Annotated in this window: 19 protein-coding genes; 15 read left to right on the top strand and 4 right to left on the bottom strand. The window is 60.2% G+C overall.

Annotated features, from left to right (window positions below; genetic code table 11):
- Window positions 1-95: 95 nt before the first annotated feature.
- Window positions 96-1,013 carry a LysR family transcriptional regulator gene (locus tag ACVDG9_RS15945; RefSeq protein WP_447238438.1) on the bottom strand — a complete coding sequence of 306 codons (918 nt, stop codon included), beginning with the start codon at window positions 1,011-1,013 and terminating at the stop codon, window positions 96-98.
- Window positions 1,014-1,310: 297 nt separating this feature from the next.
- Here ACVDG9_RS15945 and ACVDG9_RS15940 point away from each other — a divergent pair, with 297 nt between their 5' ends.
- The 7 genes from ACVDG9_RS15940 (at window position 1,311) to ACVDG9_RS15910 (ending at window position 8,465) form a co-directional block, all read left to right on the top strand.
- Window positions 1,311-2,294, top strand: a complete 984-nt coding sequence (locus ACVDG9_RS15940) for a TRAP transporter substrate-binding protein (protein WP_209169534.1) — start codon at window positions 1,311-1,313, stop codon at window positions 2,292-2,294.
- Window positions 2,295-2,359: 65 nt separating this feature from the next.
- Complete coding sequence (locus tag ACVDG9_RS15935; RefSeq protein ID WP_023000844.1) at window positions 2,360-2,923, top strand: TRAP transporter small permease; 564 nt, start codon at window positions 2,360-2,362, stop codon at window positions 2,921-2,923.
- The gene (locus ACVDG9_RS15930) at window positions 2,920-4,200 is read left to right on the top strand and encodes a TRAP transporter large permease (RefSeq protein WP_023000845.1); all 1,281 of its coding nucleotides are present in this window, start codon (window positions 2,920-2,922) and stop codon (window positions 4,198-4,200) included. Before ACVDG9_RS15935 ends, ACVDG9_RS15930 begins: the two co-directional genes overlap by 4 nt.
- The gene (locus ACVDG9_RS15925) at window positions 4,197-5,219 is read left to right on the top strand and encodes a 4-hydroxythreonine-4-phosphate dehydrogenase PdxA (RefSeq protein WP_447238437.1); all 1,023 of its coding nucleotides are present in this window, start codon (window positions 4,197-4,199) and stop codon (window positions 5,217-5,219) included. Before ACVDG9_RS15930 ends, ACVDG9_RS15925 begins: the two co-directional genes overlap by 4 nt.
- 13 nt (window positions 5,220-5,232) lie before the next feature.
- Complete coding sequence (locus ACVDG9_RS15920) at window positions 5,233-6,405, top strand: L-rhamnonate dehydratase (RefSeq protein ID WP_023000847.1); 1,173 nt, start codon at window positions 5,233-5,235, stop codon at window positions 6,403-6,405.
- A gap of 81 nt (window positions 6,406-6,486) precedes the next feature.
- Entirely contained in the window at window positions 6,487-7,398 is a 912-nt protein-coding gene (locus tag ACVDG9_RS15915; protein ID WP_023000848.1) for a dihydrodipicolinate synthase family protein, read from the top strand.
- A gap of 59 nt (window positions 7,399-7,457) precedes the next feature.
- A complete protein-coding gene (locus ACVDG9_RS15910; protein ID WP_023000849.1) occupies window positions 7,458-8,465 on the top strand; it encodes a LysR family transcriptional regulator in 1,008 nt (335 codons plus the stop codon).
- Between the two features lie 51 nt (window positions 8,466-8,516).
- Here ACVDG9_RS15910 and rhaI read toward each other — a convergent pair whose 3' ends face one another.
- On the bottom strand, window positions 8,517-9,800 hold the full coding sequence (gene rhaI, locus ACVDG9_RS15905; RefSeq protein WP_447238436.1) for an L-rhamnose catabolism isomerase: 1,284 nt from the start codon (window positions 9,798-9,800) through the stop codon (window positions 8,517-8,519).
- A gap of 153 nt (window positions 9,801-9,953) precedes the next feature.
- Window positions 9,954-12,056 carry a bifunctional rhamnulose-1-phosphate aldolase/short-chain dehydrogenase gene (locus ACVDG9_RS15900; protein ID WP_447238435.1) on the bottom strand — a complete coding sequence of 701 codons (2,103 nt, stop codon included), beginning with the start codon at window positions 12,054-12,056 and terminating at the stop codon, window positions 9,954-9,956.
- Window positions 12,057-12,240: 184 nt separating this feature from the next.
- Between ACVDG9_RS15900 and ACVDG9_RS15895 the strand changes: the two genes are divergently transcribed.
- The 8 genes from ACVDG9_RS15895 (at window position 12,241) to ttcA (ending at window position 20,496) form a co-directional block, all read left to right on the top strand.
- Entirely contained in the window at window positions 12,241-13,047 is an 807-nt protein-coding gene (locus ACVDG9_RS15895; RefSeq protein WP_031269240.1) for a DeoR/GlpR family DNA-binding transcription regulator, read from the top strand.
- Between the two features lie 55 nt (window positions 13,048-13,102).
- Window positions 13,103-14,095, top strand: coding sequence for a rhamnose ABC transporter substrate-binding protein (gene rhaS, locus ACVDG9_RS15890; protein ID WP_077292528.1), 993 nt, complete (start codon window positions 13,103-13,105; stop codon window positions 14,093-14,095).
- Between the two features lie 101 nt (window positions 14,096-14,196).
- Window positions 14,197-15,750, top strand: coding sequence for a sugar ABC transporter ATP-binding protein (locus tag ACVDG9_RS15885; protein WP_152506194.1), 1,554 nt, complete (start codon window positions 14,197-14,199; stop codon window positions 15,748-15,750).
- Window positions 15,747-16,730 (top strand): ABC transporter permease, encoded by a 984-nt coding sequence (locus tag ACVDG9_RS15880; protein ID WP_055655090.1) that lies wholly within the window; start codon window positions 15,747-15,749, stop codon window positions 16,728-16,730. The genes ACVDG9_RS15885 and ACVDG9_RS15880 overlap by 4 nt, the downstream gene beginning before the upstream one ends.
- On the top strand, window positions 16,727-17,743 hold the full coding sequence (locus ACVDG9_RS15875; protein ID WP_062488364.1) for an ABC transporter permease: 1,017 nt from the start codon (window positions 16,727-16,729) through the stop codon (window positions 17,741-17,743). Before ACVDG9_RS15880 ends, ACVDG9_RS15875 begins: the two co-directional genes overlap by 4 nt.
- A 3-nt stretch (window positions 17,744-17,746) precedes the next feature.
- On the top strand, window positions 17,747-18,061 hold the full coding sequence (gene rhaM, locus ACVDG9_RS15870) for an L-rhamnose mutarotase (RefSeq protein ID WP_055655087.1): 315 nt from the start codon (window positions 17,747-17,749) through the stop codon (window positions 18,059-18,061).
- A 6-nt stretch (window positions 18,062-18,067) separates the two neighbouring features.
- The gene (locus ACVDG9_RS15865; protein ID WP_447238434.1) at window positions 18,068-19,450 is read left to right on the top strand and encodes an FGGY-family carbohydrate kinase; all 1,383 of its coding nucleotides are present in this window, start codon (window positions 18,068-18,070) and stop codon (window positions 19,448-19,450) included.
- 107 nt (window positions 19,451-19,557) lie between these two features.
- The gene (gene ttcA, locus ACVDG9_RS15860; protein WP_370198391.1) at window positions 19,558-20,496 is read left to right on the top strand and encodes a tRNA 2-thiocytidine(32) synthetase TtcA; all 939 of its coding nucleotides are present in this window, start codon (window positions 19,558-19,560) and stop codon (window positions 20,494-20,496) included.
- A 461-nt stretch (window positions 20,497-20,957) separates the two neighbouring features.
- On the opposite strand, the gene ACVDG9_RS15855 is transcribed toward ttcA, so the two are convergent.
- Complete coding sequence (locus ACVDG9_RS15855; RefSeq protein ID WP_206907475.1) at window positions 20,958-21,836, bottom strand: LysR substrate-binding domain-containing protein; 879 nt, start codon at window positions 21,834-21,836, stop codon at window positions 20,958-20,960.
- Between the last annotated feature and the right edge of the window lie 8 nt (window positions 21,837-21,844).

The raw sequence follows: 21,844 nt of genomic DNA, 5'->3' as shown, positions 1-21,844 counted from the left end.
GTCCTCCCAAGGTGCCGCTTCTGCGGCCTTCTTGGGGGGAAGACTAGCACTCCGGAGGTATATCCCTCAATTAACTCGAACTCATGGATATAACTTCAGGTTATATCCATTCGTGTCTGGGGAGCGCAATTGCGGCCTTCTTCGCGAACGATGTCTGCAAAGGCGAGGGCCGCAGGCGTCAGCAGCCTTTCCTTGGTCCAGGTAAGGGCAATATCCACCGTCAGCATGCTCAGGTCGACAGGCAGCGCCGTCACGGACCACCGTTCCCTGACCTCGTCCACAATGAGCGATGGAAACGAACAGACGATGTCGGACTGTTCCAGAACGGACAGGATACTGAGGATCGAATCGGAGCGGATGACAGGGGCGGGCCCTTGCAGGCCGTGCAGGCGGAAGAAGTCCTGAAAAAGAGGGCGGCGGCTGCTCGGGCCGATAACGGCCCAACGTGCGTTCAACAGGTCCTGCGGTTTTGAAAGGTCCTTCAGGTAGGACTGCTGGCCCGCAAGGAAGGTCACCGATGTCGTCAGCAGCGGTTCGACATGAAGCCCTGCCTTGGGCTGTCCGTCAGGAGCCGGGCCGATGACGAAATCCGCTTCGCCCGACCTCAGCGCGTGAAAGGCCTTCGGGGCGTGGCCTCCGGTGATGTTCAGCTCGATGCCCGGAAACCGGTTCTGAAACCGGCGCAGCACAGGCGGAATGATCTTGAGCGCGGCCAGCGGTGAGACCACGACCGAAATCATGCCGACATATTGCCCGCGTGACTGGGCGACATCTTCCGAAAGCTTTTTCAGGTCGCTCTGGATACGGCGGCAACGATCGATGACCGTCTGGCCTTCCAGCGTGGGCACGATGCCGCTCGGCACCCGGTGAAACAGAACAACGCCGAGATCGCCCTCGATCTTCTTCAACGCCTTGGTGATTGCAGGCTGAGATTTTCCAAGGACCTTCGCGGCGGCCGCCAGGCTTCCAAGGGTCGCGACAGCGTCGATCAGTTCCACATACTGGGCTTTCACGCCATGGGCCTTCCGGTTGATTTCTGGCAGTGCCAGACTGTGCCAAAGTTCGGTTGATCAGGCTACAGAGCGCTGCATTTCGGCTTGGGACAAGGGGCGAAAACCGCCGTTATCGGGCTTGCAGCTGTCGCTGGTACTTGCTCTCATGGTTTTCGCAACAGGTGTGATCAATTCCATTTGGTTATCGGTCGATCCTGTCTTCCCATTATTCTTGGCAACGGACTTTCACTAGGTTCCCTTAGGTGGGAGTTGACGTCCGTCGCCGGTCGTCGGTCCCGTCAAGTGGAGGAGACATCAATGAACAAGATACACAAGGGCCTTTGTGCAGGCCTGCTCGCGTCCGTCTTTGCTTTCGGTGCGCTGCCCGCGCAGGCCGAGACCTACATCGTTGCCGTTGGCGCGGCTTCCAACAGCTTGCAGGGCCGCAGCGCGCAGAAGTTTGCCGAGGAGCTGCAGGCGCGTCTCGGCGATGCCGACAAGGTCGAATTCTATGCCGACGCGCAGCTGGGCGACGAGAAGGAGCTGATGCAGAAGCTGCGTCTCGGCACCGTGCAGTTCACCCTGATTTCGTCCATCATGACCAACGTGGCGCCGGAATTCGCCCTGTTCGACATGCCGTTCCTCGTCAAGGATCGCGAGCACCTGAAGGCCATCGACGCCAATCTGGTCAAGACGGAACTGGCTCCCAAGGCTGAAGCCGCCGGTCTTCACGTGATTTCGACCTGGGAAAACGGGTTCCGCCAGATCACGAACAACTCCCGCCCGATCAACACACCGGCCGACCTGGACGGGCTGAAGATCCGAACACCGTCTTCCGAGTGGCGTGTCGCGATGTTCAAGGAATGGGGCTCCAACCCGACGCCGATGGCATTTTCGGAAGTGTTCGTGGCCCTGCAGACCGGCACGATGGACGGGCAGGAAAATCCGCTCACCAACATTGTCGGCGCCAATTTCCAGGAAGTTCAGAAGTATCTCAGCCTGACAGGCCACGTCTATTCGCCGACCTACCTGACGACGGGTGCCGGAACCTGGGGCAAGCTGCCGGAAAACGTCAAGACGGCCGTATCCGAAGTTGCAGCTTCGGTGCAGGACTGGTCGCTCAATGAAGGCGAGACTGCGGACAAGGAGCTGGTCGACAAGGTGCGTGCCGCCGGGGTCGAGGTGAACGAGGCCGACAAGTCCGCTTTCATCGCAGCGTCTGCGCCGATCTACGAAGCCTTTGCAGCGAAGGTTGAGGGTGGCGACAAGCTGGTGGGGCTGGCGCAGAGCCTTGCCGACTGATCAAACAAGACACTGACAAAACAGCCGGCCGGGTCAACCGGCCGGCAATTTCTCTGGGAGGAGCCATGATTGCTTTGTTCGAGCGCCTTTTGTTGCGCGCAATCGAGGCTGTCTGCATCGCACTTCTGCTCGCCTTGACGGGAGCGGTCATCTACTCGACGACAATGCGCTACCTGGGGGCTTCGCCGTCCTGGTACGACGAACTGGCCAGCGTGATGCTGGCGTGGTTGACCTACTTCGGCGCGACCTACGCTGTCTTCATGCGGCATCACATGTCCTTTTCCGGCCTGGTGACTGCCATGCCGAGAGGGCTGGCGGTGGCCTTGACAGCCTTTTCGGAACTGCTCGTCATCGCCTTCTTCGCAATTGTTGCCTGGTACGGCTATGCGGTTCTGGCGGTTGCCAAGTGGGATTCACTCCTCAGCCTTCCGTGGATGACGCTCGACATCGTGCAATCGGTTATCCCCATCACCTCAGGTCTCATGATCATCGGAACGTTGCTGACGCTGCCACGCACTCTGCGCGATGCTGCCGCCGGGGTTGATCGGGAACACGCGGAAATCGAACACGCAATTGCCGAGGCTGAAGAAGAGGCCCAGGCCATGCACGCACGGGAGGGCACGCGATGATCCTTCTTCTGACAACAATCGTCCTTATCGGACTGATCCTGATCAACGTGCCGATTGCCGTGGCAATCGGGATTGTCGCTCTCGGTGGGTTCGTCCTGACTTCGGGTACGGACCGGCTCTACGACATGGCCATCGCGCTCTATTCGGGTTCGACCTCCTTTCCGCTGATCGCTATCCCGCTGTTCATCCTTGCCGGCAACCTGATGAACACGTCAGGCATTTCCGTCAGGCTGATCAACTTTGTCACTGCTCTCATCGGCTTTGTCCGGGGCGGGCTGGGCATGGTCAACATCGGTGTCTCGATGGTCTTTGCCGAAATTTCCGGGTCAGCCGTGGCCGATGTGGCCGCCACCGGTACAGTGCTGATCCCGGAAATGAAGAAACGCGGCTATTCCCGGACGCTTGCGGCGGCAATCACTTCGTCTTCGGCGTCCCTTGCCATCATCATTCCGCCGTCCATTCCCATGATCCTTTATGGTGCAATTGCCGAAACTTCGGTGCTGAAGCTGTTCGTAGCCGGTATCGTTCCGGGCGTTCTCGGCGGCGGACTGCTGATGATCGTCACCTACATTCTGGCGGTTCGCTACAACCTGCCGCGCGCCGAAGGCTTCGACCTTCGCCACGTTGCCAGGACCTTCCGGGAAGCGTTCTGGGCGCTCACCATGCCGGTGATCATCCTGGGCGGCATATTCTCCGGTATCGTGACGGCAACGGAAGGCGCCGGGCTGGCGGTACTGGCGGCGTTGGTGATCGGCCTGTTCATCTACCGGGATCTCGATGTCCGGCGCCTGCGCAAGACCATGCTGGAAGGTATCAGCCAGACGGGTGTGGTCATGCTGCTGGTGGCAACATCCGCCGCGCTGGGGCTGTTCCTGACGCAGGCCCAGGTGCCGCAGCAATTGGCCGCGCAGATCACCGAACTGACCACCAATCCCTTCATCGTGCTGGCCTTGCTCAACCTGCTCTTGCTGGTGCTCGGCATGTTCCTGCACGGGGCGGCAGCAATCATCCTGGTCGTGCCGGTGGTCATGCCGCTGGTGAATGCGGTTGGCATCGACCCGATCCATTTCGGCATCATGGTGACACTCAACCTTGCAATCGGTCAGCAGACACCGCCGGTCGCCTCGGTGCTGATCACGTCCTGCTCGATTGCCAAGGCGGGCATCTGGGAAACGTCCCGTGCCAACCTGCCGTTCATCGGCGTGCTCGCCCTGATCCTGCTTCTGGTGACCTACGTTCCCCAGGTTTCCCTTGCTTTGACGGAGTTTATTCAATGACGACGCCCAAACCGCGTTTGGTTCTGACCCTTGGCGATCCGGCGGGTATCGGCTCTGAACTGGTCGCCCGGCTTCTCGGCGAAGAGGAAGCCCGCCAGGCGGCGGATATCCTGATCCTTGGAGACGAGGCAGAGCTGAAAACCGGCATGGAGATCGCCGGTGTCCGTTTCGACTATCAGGTCGTCTCAGCAGCTGCGTTTCCCGAGCAAGGGTCCGGGGTTCCGGCATTCCTGCAAGTTGGCAAGGCTCCGGAAGGTGGCTGGAAACGTGCCGAGGTGAGCGCGGAAGGTGGCGCACATTGCCTGGAAACGCTTGGCATGGGGGTCGACATGGTTCGGGCAGGCAAGGCGGATGCGCTGGTCTTTGCCCCGCTCAACAAGGCATCACTTCATTCGGCCGGCATGAGCCAGTCGGACGAGCTGCACTGGTTTGCCGACCGGTTGGGCCACAATGGCAGTGTCTCGGAACTCAACGTGATGGACGGTCTCTGGACCAGCCGGGTAACGAGCCACATCGCCCTGCGCGATGTGGCTGACCTCATCACCGAAGACAAGATTATCGAGGCTGCACGCCTGATCCATTCGGCCTTGAAGGATGCCGGGTTCGAGAGCCCGCGGATCGGTGTCTGCGGCCTCAATCCGCACAATGGCGACAACGGCAATTTCGGGACGGAAGAAATCGAGATCATCACGCCCGCAGTCGAACGTGCGAAGACGCTTGGTCTGCCTGTGGAAGGGCCTTATCCCTCCGACACCATTTTCCTGAAAGCGGTCGCCAAGGAACTCGATGCCATCGTGACGCTCTATCACGATCAGGGGCAGATCGCGATCAAGCTGCTGGGCTTCTGGCAGGGGGTGACGGTGCAGGGTGGTCTGCCGATCCCGATCACCACACCGGCACACGGAACCGCATTCGACATTCGCGGCAAGGGAACGGCCAATGTCGGCCCGATGCGCAACGCCTGGAACATTGCCTGCGCCATAGGAACGCGGCGCCGGACTTCCCGAATTTCCAATTGAGTGGATCAACCATATGAAAATCAAATCCGTACGCACGCGCGTCTGGACCTGGAAAGGTCCGACGGTCCCGCCGCAGGGCAACTTCTGCACCAACGCTTCCGATGCCCTGTGGATGAAGGGCGATGCAATGTCCTCTTTCCGCTTTCACCAGTGGCTGACATGCGAAGTCGAGACGGAAGACGGCACCATCGGCATCGGCAACGCCGCCTTGGCTCCCTCGGTCGTCAAGAAGGCCATCGACGACTGGTATGCACCACTGGTGATCGGCGAAGACCCGTTCGACTATGCCTACATCTGGGAAAAGATGTACCGGCGCAGCCACGCCTGGGGGCGCAAGGGGATCGGCATGACGGCTATCTCGGCCATCGATATCGCGATCTGGGACCTGATGGGCAAGCTGGTCGGCAAGCCGGTTTTCAAGCTTCTGGGCGGCCGCACCAAGGAAAAGATCCCGGTTTATTATTCCAAGCTCTACGCCGGGTCGATCGAGGCGATGCAGAAGGAAGCCGAGGAGGCAATGAAGGGCGGCTACAAGGCCTTCAAGTCCCGCTTTGGCTTCGGCCCCAAGGACGGCATGCCGGGCATGCGGGAAAACCTGAAGCGGGTCGAGGCGGTTCGCGAGGTCATCGGCTACGACAATGACCTCATGCTGGAATGCTACATGGGCTGGAACCTCGACTATGCCAAGCGCATGTTGCCGAAACTTGCTCCTTACGAGCCACGCTGGCTAGAGGAGCCCGTGATCGCGGATGACGTTGCCGGGTATGCCGAACTCAATGCTATGAACATCGTGCCGATTTCCGGCGGCGAGCACGAGTTTTCGGTGATCGGCTGTGCCGAGCTCATCAACCGCAAGGCCGTCAGCATCCTGCAGTATGATACCAACCGGGTTGGCGGCATCACGGCGGCGCAGAAGATCAACGCCATTGCCGAAGCTGCCCAGATCCCGGTCATTCCCCATGCGGGCCAGATGCACAACTACCATCTGACCATGGCCAACACGAATTGCCCGATCAGCGAGTATTTTCCGGTGTTCGATGTCGAGGTCGGCAACGAGCTCTTCTATTACATCTTCGAAGGCGACCCGGAAGCCGTGGACGGCTATCTGCAGCTTGACGACGATCTGCCCGGCCTCGGCATCACGATCTCGGACAAGCATCTCCAGCATTTCGACATTGCCGAGTGACCTTTCGGGTTTCCTGCTCCGGCCAGCGAACCGGGGCAGGAAGCTCAACCATTATCCTGAAAGACAAAAGCACGTAGCCCCATGACCCCTTATTCCGGTATCTGGCCTGTCGCCCCGACACCCTTTCACGAAGACGGTTCGCTTGATGAACCGGGCATGCGCCGCGTGCTGGATTGCCTTATCGACCAGGGCGCGGACGGCATCTGCATCCTGGCGAATTTCTCCGAGCAGTTCCTGTTGTCGGATGCAGAGCGCGAGTTGCTGACTCGGCTTTGCATCGAGCATATCGACGGCCGCGTTCCTGTCATCGTCACGATCAGCCATTTCGCGACACGGATCGCGGTAGAGCGGGCGCAGCTTGCCAAGTCGCTTGGCGCAGCCATTGTCATGATGATGCCGCCCTATCACGGTGCTCTTTTGAAAGGGAACGCCCAGCAGACGTTCGATCAATTCGCTGCCGTTGGCGAGGTCGGCATTCCGATCATGATCCAGGATGCGCCCCTGTCCGGCGTCGACTTGCCGGTGCCGCTTCTGGTGAAGATGGCCCGCGAGATCGAGATGGTGAAGCTCTTCAAGATCGAATGCCCGCAGGCTGCCAACAAGCTGCGGTCTCTCATTGCTGAAGGCGGCCCTGCCATCGAAGGCCCATTTGATGGTGAAGAAGGCATCACGTTGCTGGCGGATCTGGACGCAGGCGCGCGCGGATCGATGACCTCGGGGATGATCGTCGACCAGATCAAGCCCGTCATCGAGCTCTATCACGCGGGCCAAACCGACGAGGCAGCAGATGCCTATGCGCGGGTTCTGCCCGTCATCAATCACGAGAACCGCTTGTGCGGCTGGCGCTCCTGCAAGGCGGCGATGGTCGAAGGCGGTGTCATCAAATCCGATTTCTGCCGGCATCCGATCGACCCGCTGCCGCAGCCGGTGCGCGAGAGGCTACTGACGCTTCTGCGCCGGCTCGATCCCCTGGTTTTGCGCTGGGGGCAGTGAGGAGAACTCCGGGGCGGTCAGCCGCCGTTTGATCCACCTAAAGACATGAGGCCGGGTATTTGACTGTCTGGAAAGGAAAAAATCCGGTATCGATTGAGACCGCCAAGCGGGTACGCCAACGACTGAGCGGATCGATCGATATGCATGGAACCTTCGACATGGCGATCCTGTCTCGCCTGCGGTTCAAACAGCTTGCCCTTGTGGCGAGCCTGGAAGTCACGACCAATCTGCATGAATCCGCGCGCGAGCTGAACCTTTCCCAGCCCGGGGCGACAAAACTTTTGAAGGAAGTGGAGGACACGCTCGGGGTCACGCTGTTCGAGCGTCTTTCCAGGGGCATGAAACCAACGGCCTATGGCGTGGTGGTCGCCCGGCATGCCCGCCAGATCATTTCCGAGACAGGGCGGCTGAAGGCGCAATTGTCGGCGATGCAGCGCGGCGAATATGGCAAGGTGCGGCTTGGTGCGATCATGGAAGCCTTGCCGGGGCAGGTATCCGAGCTTCTGATGAACCTGATGGAAACCAATGTCGGCCCACAGATCAGCCTGATGGTGTCGACTTCCGACAATCTCATTTCCGCGCTCAACGAAGGTGCGCTGGATATCGTGCTGGGGCGGCCGGTGGAACATCTCGACATGACCGGTATTCGGTTTGAACCGCTCTGGCAGGAGAGGCTCGCTGTCGTGGCGGCGCCGTCGCATCCTCTGGTGCCAAGCAAGCAGCTCAGTCTAGTGGACCTTGGTGATTTCAGCTGGATCCTTCAGCCAAGGCCCAGCCCGATGCGCATGTCGATCGAGCTTGCTTTTGCTCATGCGGATCTGCCCGCACCGCATTACGGCCTTGAAACGTCGTCGATGCTGATGACGACGCTGGCGGTCGGAAAAAGCGACATGCTGGCCGTTCTGCCGCAATCGGTTGCCGACTACTATCAGGAAAACGGCCTGATCCGCATTCTGCCGGTCAGGCTGGAAGAGCACATGAGCCGATACGGGCTTTTGATCCCGAACAAGGATGAATTCGACCCGGAAGTCGAGGCCCTGGTCTCGCTCATTCGCGCCTCTGTCTGACCGGGAAGGGGAAACCCTCCCGGCCGGTATTTCCTGGTCAATACTCCTGGGTCAGACGATCCCGCCGCCGGCCCCGGAAACTTCCGGGCGGATCTCCGCGACCTTCTGCCGGTATCCTGCACTCCGGTAGGCCGCAACAGGGTCGACAGCGCCGCCGTTTTCCAGTCTTGCCATGGCCAGGATCGGCTCGACATCGGTGCGGAAAGCAGTTTTCAACGTAGTTGTCGCCATCAGGGCGTCATTCGTGTCCTGAAATCCGTCCAGGGCAGACCTGTCGACCAGCAGTGCCTGGGCATAGGCACGCTGCACCTCCATGGCGGAGACCATCAGGCTTTCGATGGGGTCGGTCACATTGTGAGACTGGTCGAGCATATGCGCCGGGTCGAAGCCGGGCGCCTTCCGCGTTTCGGCGTCCACCAGTTCGTTGAACACCAGGAACAACCGATACGGGTCGATGGAGCCCGTATCCAGATCGTCATCGCCATACTTGCTGTCGTTGAAGTGGAAACCGCCGAGCTTGCCGAACTGGATCAGCCGGGCAACGATCATCTCGATATTGGCGTTGGGGGCATGGTGGCCGAGATCGACAAGGCAGTAGGCCTTCTCTCCCAATTCCTGCGCGATCATGTAGTTGGTGCCCCAGTCCTGCACCACGGTGGAATAGAAAGCCGGCTCATACATCTTGTGCTCGGTGAACAGCCGCCAGTCGTCCGGCAGTTCCGCATAAATGGCTTTTGCCGCGTCCAGATACCGCTCGAACTGACGTGTGAAGTTGGCCTGGCCGGGAAAGTTCGATCCGTCGCCGATCCAGATGGTCAGGGCCCTGGAGCCGATGGCCTTGCCGATCTCGATGCATTCCAGATTGTGTTCGACAGCCTGCCTGCGCGTGCCGGCATCCGTATGGCTGAGCGAGCCGAACTTGTAGGAAAGAGGCTGACCGTCCTGATCCTGAAAGGTGTTGGAGTTCATGGCGTCAAAGCCAAGCCCGAGCGAACTTGCCTTGGTCTTCAGCTCCGCCGGGTCGGCCTTGTCCCAGGGAATGTGCAGCGAAACGTTTGGTGTTGCGCGGGTAAGCTGCTGGATGACGCTGCAATCTTCCAGCTTGTCGAAGATATGGCGTGGTTCGCCCTTACCGGGAAACCGCGCAAAGCGCGTGCCGCCGGTGCCGACACCCCAGGACGGCACCGCGACGCCATAGGCGGCGACCTTCGCCTTGATGGCATCGATGGAGACGCCGCGCCGGTCGAGCCTTTCACCCAGAGTTTCATAGTCACGCTTCAGGTCGGCTGTGCGGGTCTCGTTTTCCCCGGCGACCAGCGATGTGTCGATCATCATGAGAAGATCCTTTCCTGCCCGAAGAACCTCATCCTGAGGAGGGCCGCGAGGCCCGTCTCGAAGGATGGGCCGCTTGTCTGGAGTGTGCCGCCCATCCTTCGAGACAGCGCTTCGCGCTTCCTCAGGATGAGGTCTGCTTTGTGGATGTGACGTTTACCGCGTGAAAGCCTGAACGTTGCCGGCGTCGACGTTGATGATGTTCCCGGTCGACTTGGCGGAAAACTCGGAGGCGAAAAAGTAGGTTGCCTCGGCGATGTCTTCCGGCAGCACGGACAGTTTCAGCAGCGAGCGCTGGCGGTAGTGTTCCTCCAGCTCCGACGTGTCCTTGCCGTAGGCTTCGGCGCGTTCCTTCAGCCAGTCACCGGACCAGATCTTGGACCCGCGCAGGACAGCGTCCGGATTGACCACATTGACGCGGATCCCCTCCGGAGCACCTTCCAGGGCGAGACAGCGGGCAAGGTGCAGTTCGGAAGCCTTGGCTGTGCAATAGGCGCTGGCACCGGGAGACGCGGCGAGGCCGTTCTTCGATCCGATGAACACGATGGAGCCGCCGACCCCTTGCGTCTTCATGACCTTGAAGGCCTCACGGGACACCAGGAAATAACCGGTCGACAGGATCGACATGTTCCGGTTCCACAGGTCGAGCGTGGTGTCCTCGATCGGGGCGGAAGACGCGATGCCGGCGTTGGAAACGAGAATGTCGACACCGCCGAATTCCAGCGCCGCTCGGGCAAAGCTGTCTGCCACTGCGTCTTCGCTGGTGACATCCATCGTAACCGTGCGCACGACGTCCCTGGAATAACGTGAGGTGAGATTGTCGGCGGCGGCCCCGAGTGCGTCCGCGTCGATGTCGGCCAGCACCACGCAGGCGCCTTCGCGCAGAAAGCGTTCAGCGGTGGCCGAGCCAATGCCGCCGGCACCGCCGGTGACCAGCGCGATCTTGCCTGCAAGGCTCTTGGGTTTGGGCATGCGCTGCAGCTTGGCTTCCTCCAGAAGCCAGTATTCGATGTCGAAGGCTTCCTGTTCCGGCAGGCCGCGGTAGGTGGAAACGCTGGAAGCGCCGCGCATGACGTTGATGGCGTTGGTATAGAACTCGCCTGAAATGCGTGCCGTCGCCTTGTCCTTGGCGAAGGTGATCATGCCAACGCCCGGTACCAGGTAGACAACGGCGTTCGGGTCGCGAAGGGCGGGGCTGTCGTCGTGCTTGCAACGGTTATAATAGGCCGCATAGTCGTCACGGTAAGCTTCTGCAGCCTGACCGAGCCCGGCAAGCGTTGCCTCGATGTCCGGGGTCGCGGGATCGAAATCAACCACGAGCGGGCGGATCTTGGTGCGCAGGAAATGATCCGGGCAGCTTGTGCCGAGGGCGGCAAGGGCTTCCATGTCGCTGGCGCAGACGAATTCCAGCACAGCGTCGCTGTCGTCAAAATGACCGACCATATGCTGCTTGCCGGAGACCATCCCCCGGATTGCAGGCATCAGGCGGGCGGCAACGGCGCGCCGGTCCGATGGGGCCAGGGCGCGGTGTTTCGAGCCGCCGAAAGCATCTTTTCCTGCCGTCTTTTCCTCAAACCAGGCAATCGCCTTGTTGATGATCTCCAGGGTGGTTTCGTAGCAGGTCCTGGCGTCGTCAGCCCATGTAAAGAGGCCATGGCTTTCCAGAACGACCCCGCGAGCCTCCGGATTTTCCAGGCAGAATTTTTCCAGCCACAGGCCCAGTTCGTACCCTGGTCGTTTCCAGGGCAACCAGCCGATGTCGGCGCCGAAAATTTCCTGCGTGATTGCCTTGCTGTCGCTTGCCGCTGCAATGGCGATGATTGCGTCCGGATGCATATGGTCGACATGGCTTTTCGGCACATAGGCATGAAGCGGGGTGTCGATGGAGGCGGCGCGCGGGTTCAGGTTGAAGGTGCAATGGGGTAGGCAGGCGACCATCTCGTCTTCGAACTCGACACCGCGATAGAGCCCTTTAAGTGCCCGCAGCTTGTCCATGTAGAGCGTCGCAAAACCATCCATCTTGATGGTGCCGACATCGCCGCCGGAGCCCTTGACCCACAGTACCTCTACCTGATCGCCGGTGAGGGGATCCTTTTCCATCGCCTTGGCGGAGGTGTTGCCGCCACCGTAGTTGGTGATGCGCTTGTCGGAGCCCAGGAGGTTGGAGCGATAGAGCAGCAGCTCCGCTTCGCTCATGCCGGAAGCCTTCTGGTCATCCCACAGGTTTGCAAGCCGGGAACCGGCAGCGGAATTCAACATCTTTTCCTCCCAGGTAAGCCTGACGGCTTGCGTCTCGTTGTTTAGAAACTCGCTTGAACGGATCAGGTTGTCAATCAAAAACGATCAATATCAATCATATTGCGCTGCAAAATGATCATTTTTGATTTTTTATGATTGACATTGACCGGTTTTGGTGGAAACGTTTGATCAATGGGAGGACCAGATGCACGAGAAAGAACGCCACAGGATCATATTGTCCGCAGTCCAGGATCGTCCGGTCGTGACGGTGCAGGAGCTGGTGGCGTTGACGGATTCCTCTGAAGCAACCATCCGTCGTGATATTGCCCAGCTGCATGTGCAGAAGAAGCTGCGCCGTGTGCGGGGTGGGGCGGAGAGCATTCATCCGCCGCAGTTCGTCGGTCTGGCGGGGCGTCCGTTCAGTGTCAACGAAACGATCAACATCGCTCAGAAACGCGCAATCGCACAAAAGGCGGTGGAGCTGTGCGAGGATGGCGATGCCATCATCATCAACGGCGGAACAACCACCTTTCAGATGGTGCATCCGCTGGCAACCAAGCGCTGCCAGGTGTTCACCAACTCGTTTCCGATTGCCGAGCATCTCCTCAAGAATTCCAAGAACACCATCATGCTCTCGGGCGGGGTGATCTATCGCGAACAGAACATTATCCTGAGCCCCTTCGACAATGACGTGACCCGGAACTTCTACGCGACGCGCATGTTCATGGGCGCTCAGGGGCTTGGGCCGCTTGGGCTCATGGAGGCCGATCCGTTGCTCATTCAGGCCGAGCAGAAGCTGATCGGCCAGGCGGATGAACTGGTGGTTCTGGCGGATTCGTCGAAATTCAGCGCACGTTCCAGCCTGATCCTGTGCCCGCTCGAGCGGATATCCACCGTCATCACCGATGACAGGATCCCCGACAGCGCGGCCAACATGCTGGAACAGGCCGACATCCATCTGATCGTGGCGGAAACAAGCGCCGCACAGACCAAGGCAACCTCGAACGGGTAGCCGGCACACTGTCCGGACCTTGGGAGGGGCCGGCAGCACTTTAGGGAGGAAGACCATGAAATTGCTCAAGTCACTTCTGGCGGCAACAGCAGTCGCCGCCGTCTGCATCGCCGCACCGGCCAGTGCCGCGGAAAAACGCATCGCCCTTGTCGTCAAGGCGCTCGGCATCGGCTTCTTTGAAGCTGCCGCCAAGGGCGCTGAAGAAGCTGCCAAGGAACTCGGCGATGTCGAGATCATCTACACCGGCCCGACCGACACGACCGCAGAAGGTCAGATCGAGGTCATCAACGCGCTGATCGCCCAGAAGGTGGATGCCATTGCGATCTCCGCCAACGATCAGGACGCCCTGGTTCCGGCACTGAAGAAAGCCATGGACCGCGGCATTACCGTGATTTCCTGGGACAGCGGCGTTGCGCCGGAAGGTCGCCAGCTTCACCTCAATCCGTCGTCCAATCCGCTGATCGGCAACATGATCATCAAGCTGGCCGCCGATCATCTGCCCGATGGCGGTGATGTCGCCGTCCTGTCCGCGTCCGCAACCGCCACGAACCAGAACATCTGGATCGAGGAAATGAACAAGGTGAAGGACAATTATCCGGGCATCAACGTGGTCGCCACCGTTTATGGTGATGACCTTGCCGACAAGTCCTACCGTGAAGCCCAGGGCCTGATGCAGACCTATCCGGACCTGAAGGCGATCATCGCGCCGACCTCCGTGGGCATCGTTGCCGCAGCTCAGGCGGTCTCCGACGCCGAAAAAGCCGGTCAGGTCAACGTGACCGGGCTCGGCCTGCCGTCAGAAATGGCTGGCCACATCGAATCCGGTGCATCCAAGTCGTTCGCCATCTGGAACCCGATCGATCTCGGCTATTCGGCAACCATGCTGGCCTACAACCTGTCCACCGGCGCCGCGGAAGCAAAGCCGGGCGCGGAAATTCCGATGGGCCGTATGGGCACGCTGACGCTCAACGACAGCAACGAAGGCGCGATGGCGGACCCGTTCGTCTATGACAGCTCCAACATCGACGACTTCAAGGACATTTTCTAAGCTGGTCGCCAGGGCCGGACGATAGAAACATGTCAGACCCGGTGCCAAGCGCACCGGGTCTTTGAAACCAGCAACGAAACTCCAGGCTCCGGGAAATGGTCATGCTTGCGAACACGCAGGGCATAGCGGACACGCATCCGCAAACGGAAGACGGCGCGGGGCCGGTACTGACGCTCAGCGGTATCTCCAAGTCGTTCCCGGGCGTAAAGGCGCTTTCCGAGGTATCGCTGGAGCTGTTCCCGGGTGAAGTTACTGCACTGGTGGGGGAAAACGGCGCGGGTAAATCCACCATCGTGAAGATCCTGACCGGCATTTATCAGCCGGATGAGGGCGCAATCGCGATCAATGGCACACCGGTTTCCTTTCCCACCGCCCAGGACGCGGGCCGGGCAGGGGTGACGGCGATCCATCAGGAAACTGTCCTTTTCGATGATCTGTCGGTGGCGGAAAACATTTTCATCGGCCATGCGCCGAAAACCCGTTTCGGCTTGATCGACCGCAAGGAAATGCTGCGCAAGGCACAAGCGCTGCTCGACCGGATCGGCGCCAGGATCGATCCGAATGTCACGCTGAAAGATCTCGGTATTGCCAACAAGCACCTGGTGGCGATTGCCCGGGCGCTCTCCATCGACGCCAAGATCGTCATCATGGATGAGCCGACCGCCTCGCTCTCCCACAAGGAAATCGAGGAAACCTACGAGCTGGTGGAACGCCTTAAGGCGGAAGGCAAGGCGATCCTCTTCATCAGCCACAAGTTCGACGAGATCTTCCGCATCGCGGACCGCTACACGGTTTTCCGGGACGGCCAGATGGTCGGCAAGGGCAAGATCGAGGCTGTTTCCGAACAGGAGCTGGTCAAGCTCATGGTCGGCCGGTCGGTCGACCAGGTATTCCCGAAACGGGCACCGCAACTGGGTGAGGAAGTGCTGAAGGTTGTCGGCTATTGCCACCCGACGGAATTCGAGGACATCGGCTTCACGCTTCGTGCGGGAGAGATCCTTGGGTTTTACGGCCTTGTGGGGGCCGGGCGCAGCGAATTCATGCAGGCGCTGTTCGGCGTGACCAGGCCTTCCAAGGGGGCAATCCGGATAGACGACAGGATCGCCGTCATTCGCGATCCGAACGAAGCCATCCGGCAGGGCATTGTCTATGTCCCGGAGGACCGGGGCAAACAGGGGGCCATCAAGGGCCTGCCCATTTTCCAGAATGTCTCGCTGCCGTCGCTCAAAGAAACCTCGCGCAAGGGGTTCCTGCGGCTTGCGGAGGAATTCAAGCTGGCCCGTGACTACACGCGGCGGCTGGACTTGCGCGCAGCAGCTCTTGACCAGGATATTGGCGAACTGTCTGGCGGCAACCAGCAGAAGGTTGTCATCGCCAAATGGCTTGCGACCAAACCTCGGGTGATCATCCTGGACGAACCCACCAAGGGCATCGACATCGGGTCCAAGGCCGCGGTGCATGAATTCATGGCGGAACTGGCTGCCGAAGGTCTGGCGGTCATCATGGTGTCGTCCGAAATTCCGGAAATTCTCGGCATGTCCGACCGGGTGATTGTGATGCGGGAGGGGCGTATCGCCGCCGAATTTGAAGGCGCTGACCTGTCGCCCGAACATCTGGTGCGGGCGGCTGCCGGCATCACGGAGGTGCGCACATGATCCGCTCGCTGATGAAATCGCGCGAGACCATTCTCGCCGGAGCCATCCTGGTTCTGGTGCTGGCCATCGCCACTCGCTTTCCCGGCTTCGTCGCGCCGTCGAACCTGGCGAATGTCTTCAACGACACGGCTCCGCTGATCATTCTGGCACTCGGCCAGATGGTGGTGATCCTCACCCGGTGTATCGATCTGTCCGTTGCCGCGAACCTTGCGCTCACCGGCATGGTGGTCGCCATGCTCAACATGGCCATGCCCGGTCTGCCGGTGCCGGTTATCCTGGCCCTGGCGATCTGTCTTGGGGCCTTGATGGGGCTTGCAAACGGACTGCTTGTCTGGAAGCTGGATATTCCGCCCATTGTCGTCACCCTTGGCACCATGACCATCTACCGGGGCATCATCTTCGTCATTTCCGGCGGGGAGTGGATCAACGCCCATGAAATGAGTGACGCCTTCAAGGCCTTCCCGCGTGAGGTCGTGCTTGGCCTGCCGGTTCTGTCGTGGATCGCGATCGCCGTCGTGATCGGGTTTATCGTTCTGGTCGGGCGGACACCACTTGGCAGGGCTTTCTTTGCCGTGGGCGGCAATCCGCACGCGGCGGTCTATACGGGCATCAATGTCGGCCTTACCCAATGCGCGGCCTATGTCATTTCCGGCGCACTTGCCGGTCTCACCGGCTATCTCTGGGTTGCCCGCTATGCCGTTGCCTATGTCGATATCGCCGGCGGCTTCGAGCTTGAGGTGGTCGCGGCCTGCGTCATCGGCGGGATCTCGATTGCCGGCGGCATCGGGTCTGTCGGCGGGGCTCTGCTCGGTGCGCTGTTCCTCGGTATCGTCAAGAACGCCCTTCCGGTGATCAATATCTCGCCCTTCTGGCAACTTGCGATTTCCGGCAGCGCAATCATCATCGCCGTAGCCTTCAACGCCACGTCCAACCGGACCAAGGGCCGGGTGATCCTGAAAAAAGCGGAGCACGCAGCATGAGCCTCGCCACCCCAGACACCGGCGCGCAGGGGCGTCAGATTCCGGACAGGCTGAAGTCGCCGCTGCAGCGGTTTCTGGTGAGCTGGGAACTGCTGTTACTCGTGGTCGCCGTCGCCGTCTTCACGCTGAACAGCTTTGCCTCGCCTTATTTCCTCGACCCGTGGAACCTCTCAGACGCGACCTTCAATTTCACCGAAAAGGCCATGATCGCCTTTGCAATGGGGCTTCTGATCATTTCCGGCGAGATCGACCTTTCGGTTGCCTCGATTATCGCGCTTTCGTCCACGGCCATGGGCTTTGCCGTCCAGATGGGGGCCGATACGCCGGTTCTGGTGATGATCGGCCTCGGCACAGGGCTGTTGTGCGGTGCCTTCAACGGCTTCCTGGTGACCGGCTTCGGCCTGCCGTCCATCGTTGTGACCATCGGCACCATGAGCCTGTTCCGCGGCATTTCCTATATCGTGCTCGGCGACAAGGCCTACACCGGCTATCCGTCCGACTTTGCCTTTTTCGGTCAGGGCTACGTCTGGTGGGTGATCTCCTTCGAGTTCGTCCTGTTCGCTCTGCTGGCCATCGTCTTTGCCGTCATCCTGCACAAGACGAACTTTGGCCGGGCGGTCTATGTCGTCGGCAACAACCCTGTCGGCGCGCTTTTTTCCGGTATTCGCGTGCCGCGGGTCAAATTCGCACTTTTCCTGCTCACGGGCCTTATGTCGGGTGTTGCCGCCATCTGCTTGACCTCGCGCCTCGGGGCGACAAGACCATCGATTGCCTTCGGCTGGGAGCTTGAGATCGTGACAATGGTTGTGCTGGGCGGCGTCAATATTCTCGGTGGCTCCGGCTCCATTCCGGGTGTGGTGATCGCTGCCTTCGTCATGGGCATGGTCACCTTCGGGTTTGGCCTGCTCAACGTACCGGGCATCGTCATGTCGATCTTCATCGGTCTGCTGCTGATTGCCGTCATTGCCTTGCCGCGCATCGCCCACCGGGTTCTCGCAAAACGGAAGGCCTGAACCATGGAAAAATATGCCTTCAAGATGAAGCTCAATCCGGGCATGGAAGCCGAATACCGGAAGCGCCATGACGAAATCTGGCCGGAACTGGTGGCCTTGTTGAAAGACGCAGGCATCAGCGACTATTCCATTCATCTGGATCCCGAGACCGACATCCTCTTCGGCGTGCTTTGGCGCCAGGATGGCCACAAGATGGACGATCTGCCGAACCACCCGGTGATGCGGAAATGGTGGGCACATATGGCCGATGTTATGGCGACCAAGCCGGACAACGAACCAGTAGCAACACCGCTCACAACCGTCTTTCACATGGATTGAGCGTTGATGGCAGCGATCCGGAATGTGGGCGTCATCGATATTGGCAAGACCAATGCGAAGGTTGCCGTGGTCGATCTGGACCAGCGCAGGGAACTTGGCGTCCTGACGCGGCCCAACTCGGTCCTGCCGGGGCCGCCCTATCCGCATTTCGACCTGGAAGGCCACTGGGATTTCATCTGCGATGCGCTGGCGGAGCTGCACAAGGCCCATGGTATCGATGCGCTGTCGGTGACGACGCATGGTGCCAGCGCCGTGCTTCTGGACGCGGAAGGGAACCTTGCCGCGCCGATGCTGGACTATGAATTCACCGGCCCGGACGACCTGGCGGCCGCCTATGATGCGATCCGGCCGGACTTCGCGGAAACCGGGTCACCCAGGCTCGGCATGGGCCTCAATCTGGGAGCGCAACTCCACTGGCAGCTGAAAACGGACCCGGGTCTGCTTGACCGGGTGGCGACAGTTCTGACCTATCCGCAATACTGGACCTTCAAGCTCACCGGCGTTCTTTCCAACGAGGTGACTTCGCTCGGCTGCCATACCGACCTGTGGTGTCCGTCCGAAAACCGGTTCTCCTCGCTTGTGGACCAGCTCGGTCTGGAGGAGAAGATGGCTCCCGTGCGCAAGGCGGGTGATCGTCTCGGGTCCGTCCTGCCGGAGGTTGTGGCCCGGACCGGATTGCCGAAGGATATTCCGGTCGCCTGCGGCATTCACGATTCCAACGCTTCGCTTTATCCGCATCTGATCCTGCGACAGCCTCCGTTTTCGGTCGTCTCTACCGGCACCTGGGTGATCGTGCTGGCGATAGGAGGCGGCCGGGTGCTCCTCGACCCGTCCCGCGACACGCTGATCAACGTCAACGCTTTCGGTGATCCTGTGCCTTCGGCAAGGTTCATGGGGGGACGTGAGTTCGACATGATCCTGAAGGGACGTGAGAAGGGCTGTTCGGAAGAACAGATTGATACCGTGCTTTCTCGCGAGATCATGCTTTTTCCCGCTGTCGACCCACGCTCCGGCCCTTTCCAGGGCAGCGAGTATCACTGGAGCGTGGATGAGACGCTCCTGAGCGACGGCGAATGCTTTGCGGCTCTGTCCTTCTATCTGGCGCTGGTGACGGCAGAGTGCCTGGCGATGACCGGTGCAGAAGGTCCAATTGTTGTGGAGGGGCCGTTCGCTCAGAACGGGCTTTACCTTGACATGCTGGAGGTTGCGACCGGGCGGCCGGTTGAAGCATCGGCTGGGTCGCTCACCGGAACCAGTATCGGCGCCGCGTTGCTGGTGGCGGACGGTGATACGGAAAAACGGCCGCAGGCTGGCCCACGCGGACGCGGCGGCGAACGTCTCTCTCGGCTGAAGCAATATGCAGAGAAGTGGCAAGAACAGCTCCAGTGAGCGAACTGTCATCCCCTGATACGCACGGCTTTTCCCTTTTCCCGGCAGCCTTGATCCGCTATGTCAGCGCAAAGACAGCGAACCCAACAAGCCGCCGAGCTTCTCAAATGAACGATATTGCCGACAGTACCGACATCGACGTACCCGCGTTGCTTCGCAATGCACCTGCGAGCGTCGAGTTCAAGAAGCTGAGAAAGCGCCTCTTGCGCCAGGCGCGTGAGGCGATTGCCGACTTCGGGATGCTGCCGGAAGGGGCTTCCCAGGAAAAGCGGCCGAAGTGGCTGGTCTGCCTGTCGGGTGGCAAGGACAGTTACACGCTGCTGGCGGTGCTGATCGAACTGAAATGGCGTGGTCTGCTGCCGGTCGACCTGATCGCCTGCAATCTGGATCAGGCTCAGCCCGGTTTTCCGGCGGACATCCTGCCGAAATTCTTCGAGGACAACGGTATCGAGCACATCATCGTGCGCGAAGACACCTATTCCATCGTCACCGACAAGATCCCCGAGCACCGCACCTATTGTTCGCTCTGCTCGCGCCTGCGGCGTGGCATTCTCTACCGGATTGCACGGGAGCAAGGCTGCGAGGCCATCGTGCTCGGCCATCACCGGGAAGATATTCTGGAGACGTTCTTCATGAACCTCTTCCATGGCGGTCGTCTGGCCTCCATGCCGCCCAAGCTGATCAACGACGAGGGCGACCTTCTGGTGCTCCGTCCGCTTGCCTATTCCGCCGAAAGCGATATCGCCCGCTTTGCCACCGGCATGCAGTTCCCGATCATTCCCTGCAATCTCTGTGGCTCGCAGGACGGTCTGCAGCGCGAGGAAGTCAAACGCATGCTGCAGGGCTGGGAAAAGGCAACGCCGGGACGCCTCGGCGTCATGGCCCGCGCCCTCGGTCACACCCGTCCGTCGCATCTTCTCGACCGCTCGCTCTACGACTTCGTCAACCTGCGCCCTGCCGAGGGCGGGGTAGAGGTGAGCGGCGAAGCAGAAGAACCCTGTGGCGCAAGCCTGGCGATGACGGCAAAGCTGTTCGCAGCGGAGTGACCTTCTGAGGCGTATCCGCGGTAACAACAGCGTTCAGATAGCCCCATTCCATATCCCCGCGCTCCCCGTCATTGCCGGACTTGACCCTGCAATGCATTCCCTGGCCTTTCCAAATGGACAGGCGTTGCCATGTCGTGTTGCATCGGCATGGATGCCATGGACGAGCCATGGCATGACGAGGGTGTGGCACGGAAAGGGATGATCTCGCAGCTCAGCCTGCTCCGTCATTGTCACACGTCCTTGGCTTGTCATCCCGGTTTGTCGCACCAGCGACAAGACCGGGATCCAGTATGCCCTGCGATTGGACCTCTAAAAAGAAATGTATTTCAAAATCTTATCGGTTTTTCGCTGGGGTGAGTGCCTGTGAACGCGGAGACATGCATCTATTGAAAACGATATGAGCCTCTTGCCCACTTCCAGCGCGCAGGTGAGCGCTTGACCTGACCGGAATAGCTACCGGCCTAAGCTGCAAACAGGTCTCGCAGCCAGGTTTCCACCCGTTGAACTGCCGGTTTTCGCGGTGAGGAATTGTCCCGGTTCAGCAGGTAATGGGTGCGCATGGAAGGCAGCCCCGGGTCCAGAGGGGTCGTCAGCCGTCCGCTTCCCGCCAGCCGGGCTGCAACCTTGCCCAGCAGCAGGGCGACACCGCCGCCGGCAGCCGCCAGTTCAACCGCGGCGAGGGAGGTGTCGACGGTGACGCCTGAGTGTCCGGATGGCTGCGTGAGGGACTGAGCTTCGAAAAAACGTGGCCAGTGATCGTCGAAGCCGAGAATGTGAATGCGTGGAAGATCCATCAGATCCGCCGGTTCCTTCAATCTTTCGGCCAGCGCTGGATGACACACCGGCACGATCTTTTCCGGCCCCAGCGGTTCTGCATGCGCACCTGGCCAATTGCCTGTGCCGAGGCGGATCTCGATATCGGTGCCGGTCTCAAGGGCGGTGTCGGCCCAGATTGCCGACAAGAGCCGGATGTCCAGTTCAGGATGGGTCTTCTGGAACTCCGCCAGGGCAGGGGCGATGATGAGAACAGTTTCGGAAATCGGCGCCCGAATGGTGACGGAGCCGGCCGTTCGGTTGCCGAAGAGGCTGTCCGTGGAGACGGCAAGGTCCTGCAAGGCCTTGCGTACCGACGGCAGATAAGCCCGGCCGCTGGCGGTAAGCTCCAGCTTTCGCGTCGTGCGTTCGAAAAGCTGATGGCCGAGCTGGCTTTCCAGTGCGCTGATATGCGTGCTGACAGCGGCCTGGGTGAGGCCGAGTTCCGCGCCCGCTGCGGTGAAGCCGCCCAGCCGGCTGACGGCTTCGAAGCTTCTCAGCCATACGAGATTGGGAAGTGCCGACATTCTCTTCA

The sequence above is a fragment of the Roseibium sp. RP-7 genome, from assembly GCF_053005225.1.
Note: the sequence above shows the minus strand (reverse complement) of the source record. Positions and strands in the feature narration are given on the sequence as shown.

Coding starts and splice junctions, on each gene's coding strand:
- ACVDG9_RS15940 (WP_209169534.1), top strand. CDS start 1,311: ATGAACAAGATACACAAGGGCCTTTGTGCAGGCCTGCTCGCGTCCGTC.
- ACVDG9_RS15935 (WP_023000844.1), top strand. CDS start 2,360: ATGATTGCTTTGTTCGAGCGCCTTTTGTTGCGCGCAATCGAGGCTGTC.
- ACVDG9_RS15930 (WP_023000845.1), top strand. CDS start 2,920: ATGATCCTTCTTCTGACAACAATCGTCCTTATCGGACTGATCCTGATC.
- ACVDG9_RS15925 (WP_447238437.1), top strand. CDS start 4,197: ATGACGACGCCCAAACCGCGTTTGGTTCTGACCCTTGGCGATCCGGCG.
- ACVDG9_RS15920 (WP_023000847.1), top strand. CDS start 5,233: ATGAAAATCAAATCCGTACGCACGCGCGTCTGGACCTGGAAAGGTCCG.
- ACVDG9_RS15915 (WP_023000848.1), top strand. CDS start 6,487: ATGACCCCTTATTCCGGTATCTGGCCTGTCGCCCCGACACCCTTTCAC.
- rhaI (WP_447238436.1), bottom strand. CDS start 9,800: ATGATGATCGACACATCGCTGGTCGCCGGGGAAAACGAGACCCGCACA.
- ACVDG9_RS15900 (WP_447238435.1), bottom strand. CDS start 12,056: ATGTTGAATTCCGCTGCCGGTTCCCGGCTTGCAAACCTGTGGGATGAC.
- ACVDG9_RS15895 (WP_031269240.1), top strand. CDS start 12,241: ATGCACGAGAAAGAACGCCACAGGATCATATTGTCCGCAGTCCAGGAT.
- rhaS (WP_077292528.1), top strand. CDS start 13,103: ATGAAATTGCTCAAGTCACTTCTGGCGGCAACAGCAGTCGCCGCCGTC.
- ACVDG9_RS15885 (WP_152506194.1), top strand. CDS start 14,197: ATGCTTGCGAACACGCAGGGCATAGCGGACACGCATCCGCAAACGGAA.
- ACVDG9_RS15880 (WP_055655090.1), top strand. CDS start 15,747: ATGATCCGCTCGCTGATGAAATCGCGCGAGACCATTCTCGCCGGAGCC.
- ACVDG9_RS15875 (WP_062488364.1), top strand. CDS start 16,727: ATGAGCCTCGCCACCCCAGACACCGGCGCGCAGGGGCGTCAGATTCCG.
- rhaM (WP_055655087.1), top strand. CDS start 17,747: ATGGAAAAATATGCCTTCAAGATGAAGCTCAATCCGGGCATGGAAGCC.
- ACVDG9_RS15865 (WP_447238434.1), top strand. CDS start 18,068: ATGGCAGCGATCCGGAATGTGGGCGTCATCGATATTGGCAAGACCAAT.
- ttcA (WP_370198391.1), top strand. CDS start 19,558: ATGAACGATATTGCCGACAGTACCGACATCGACGTACCCGCGTTGCTT.
- ACVDG9_RS15855 (WP_206907475.1), bottom strand. CDS start 21,836: ATGTCGGCACTTCCCAATCTCGTATGGCTGAGAAGCTTCGAAGCCGTC.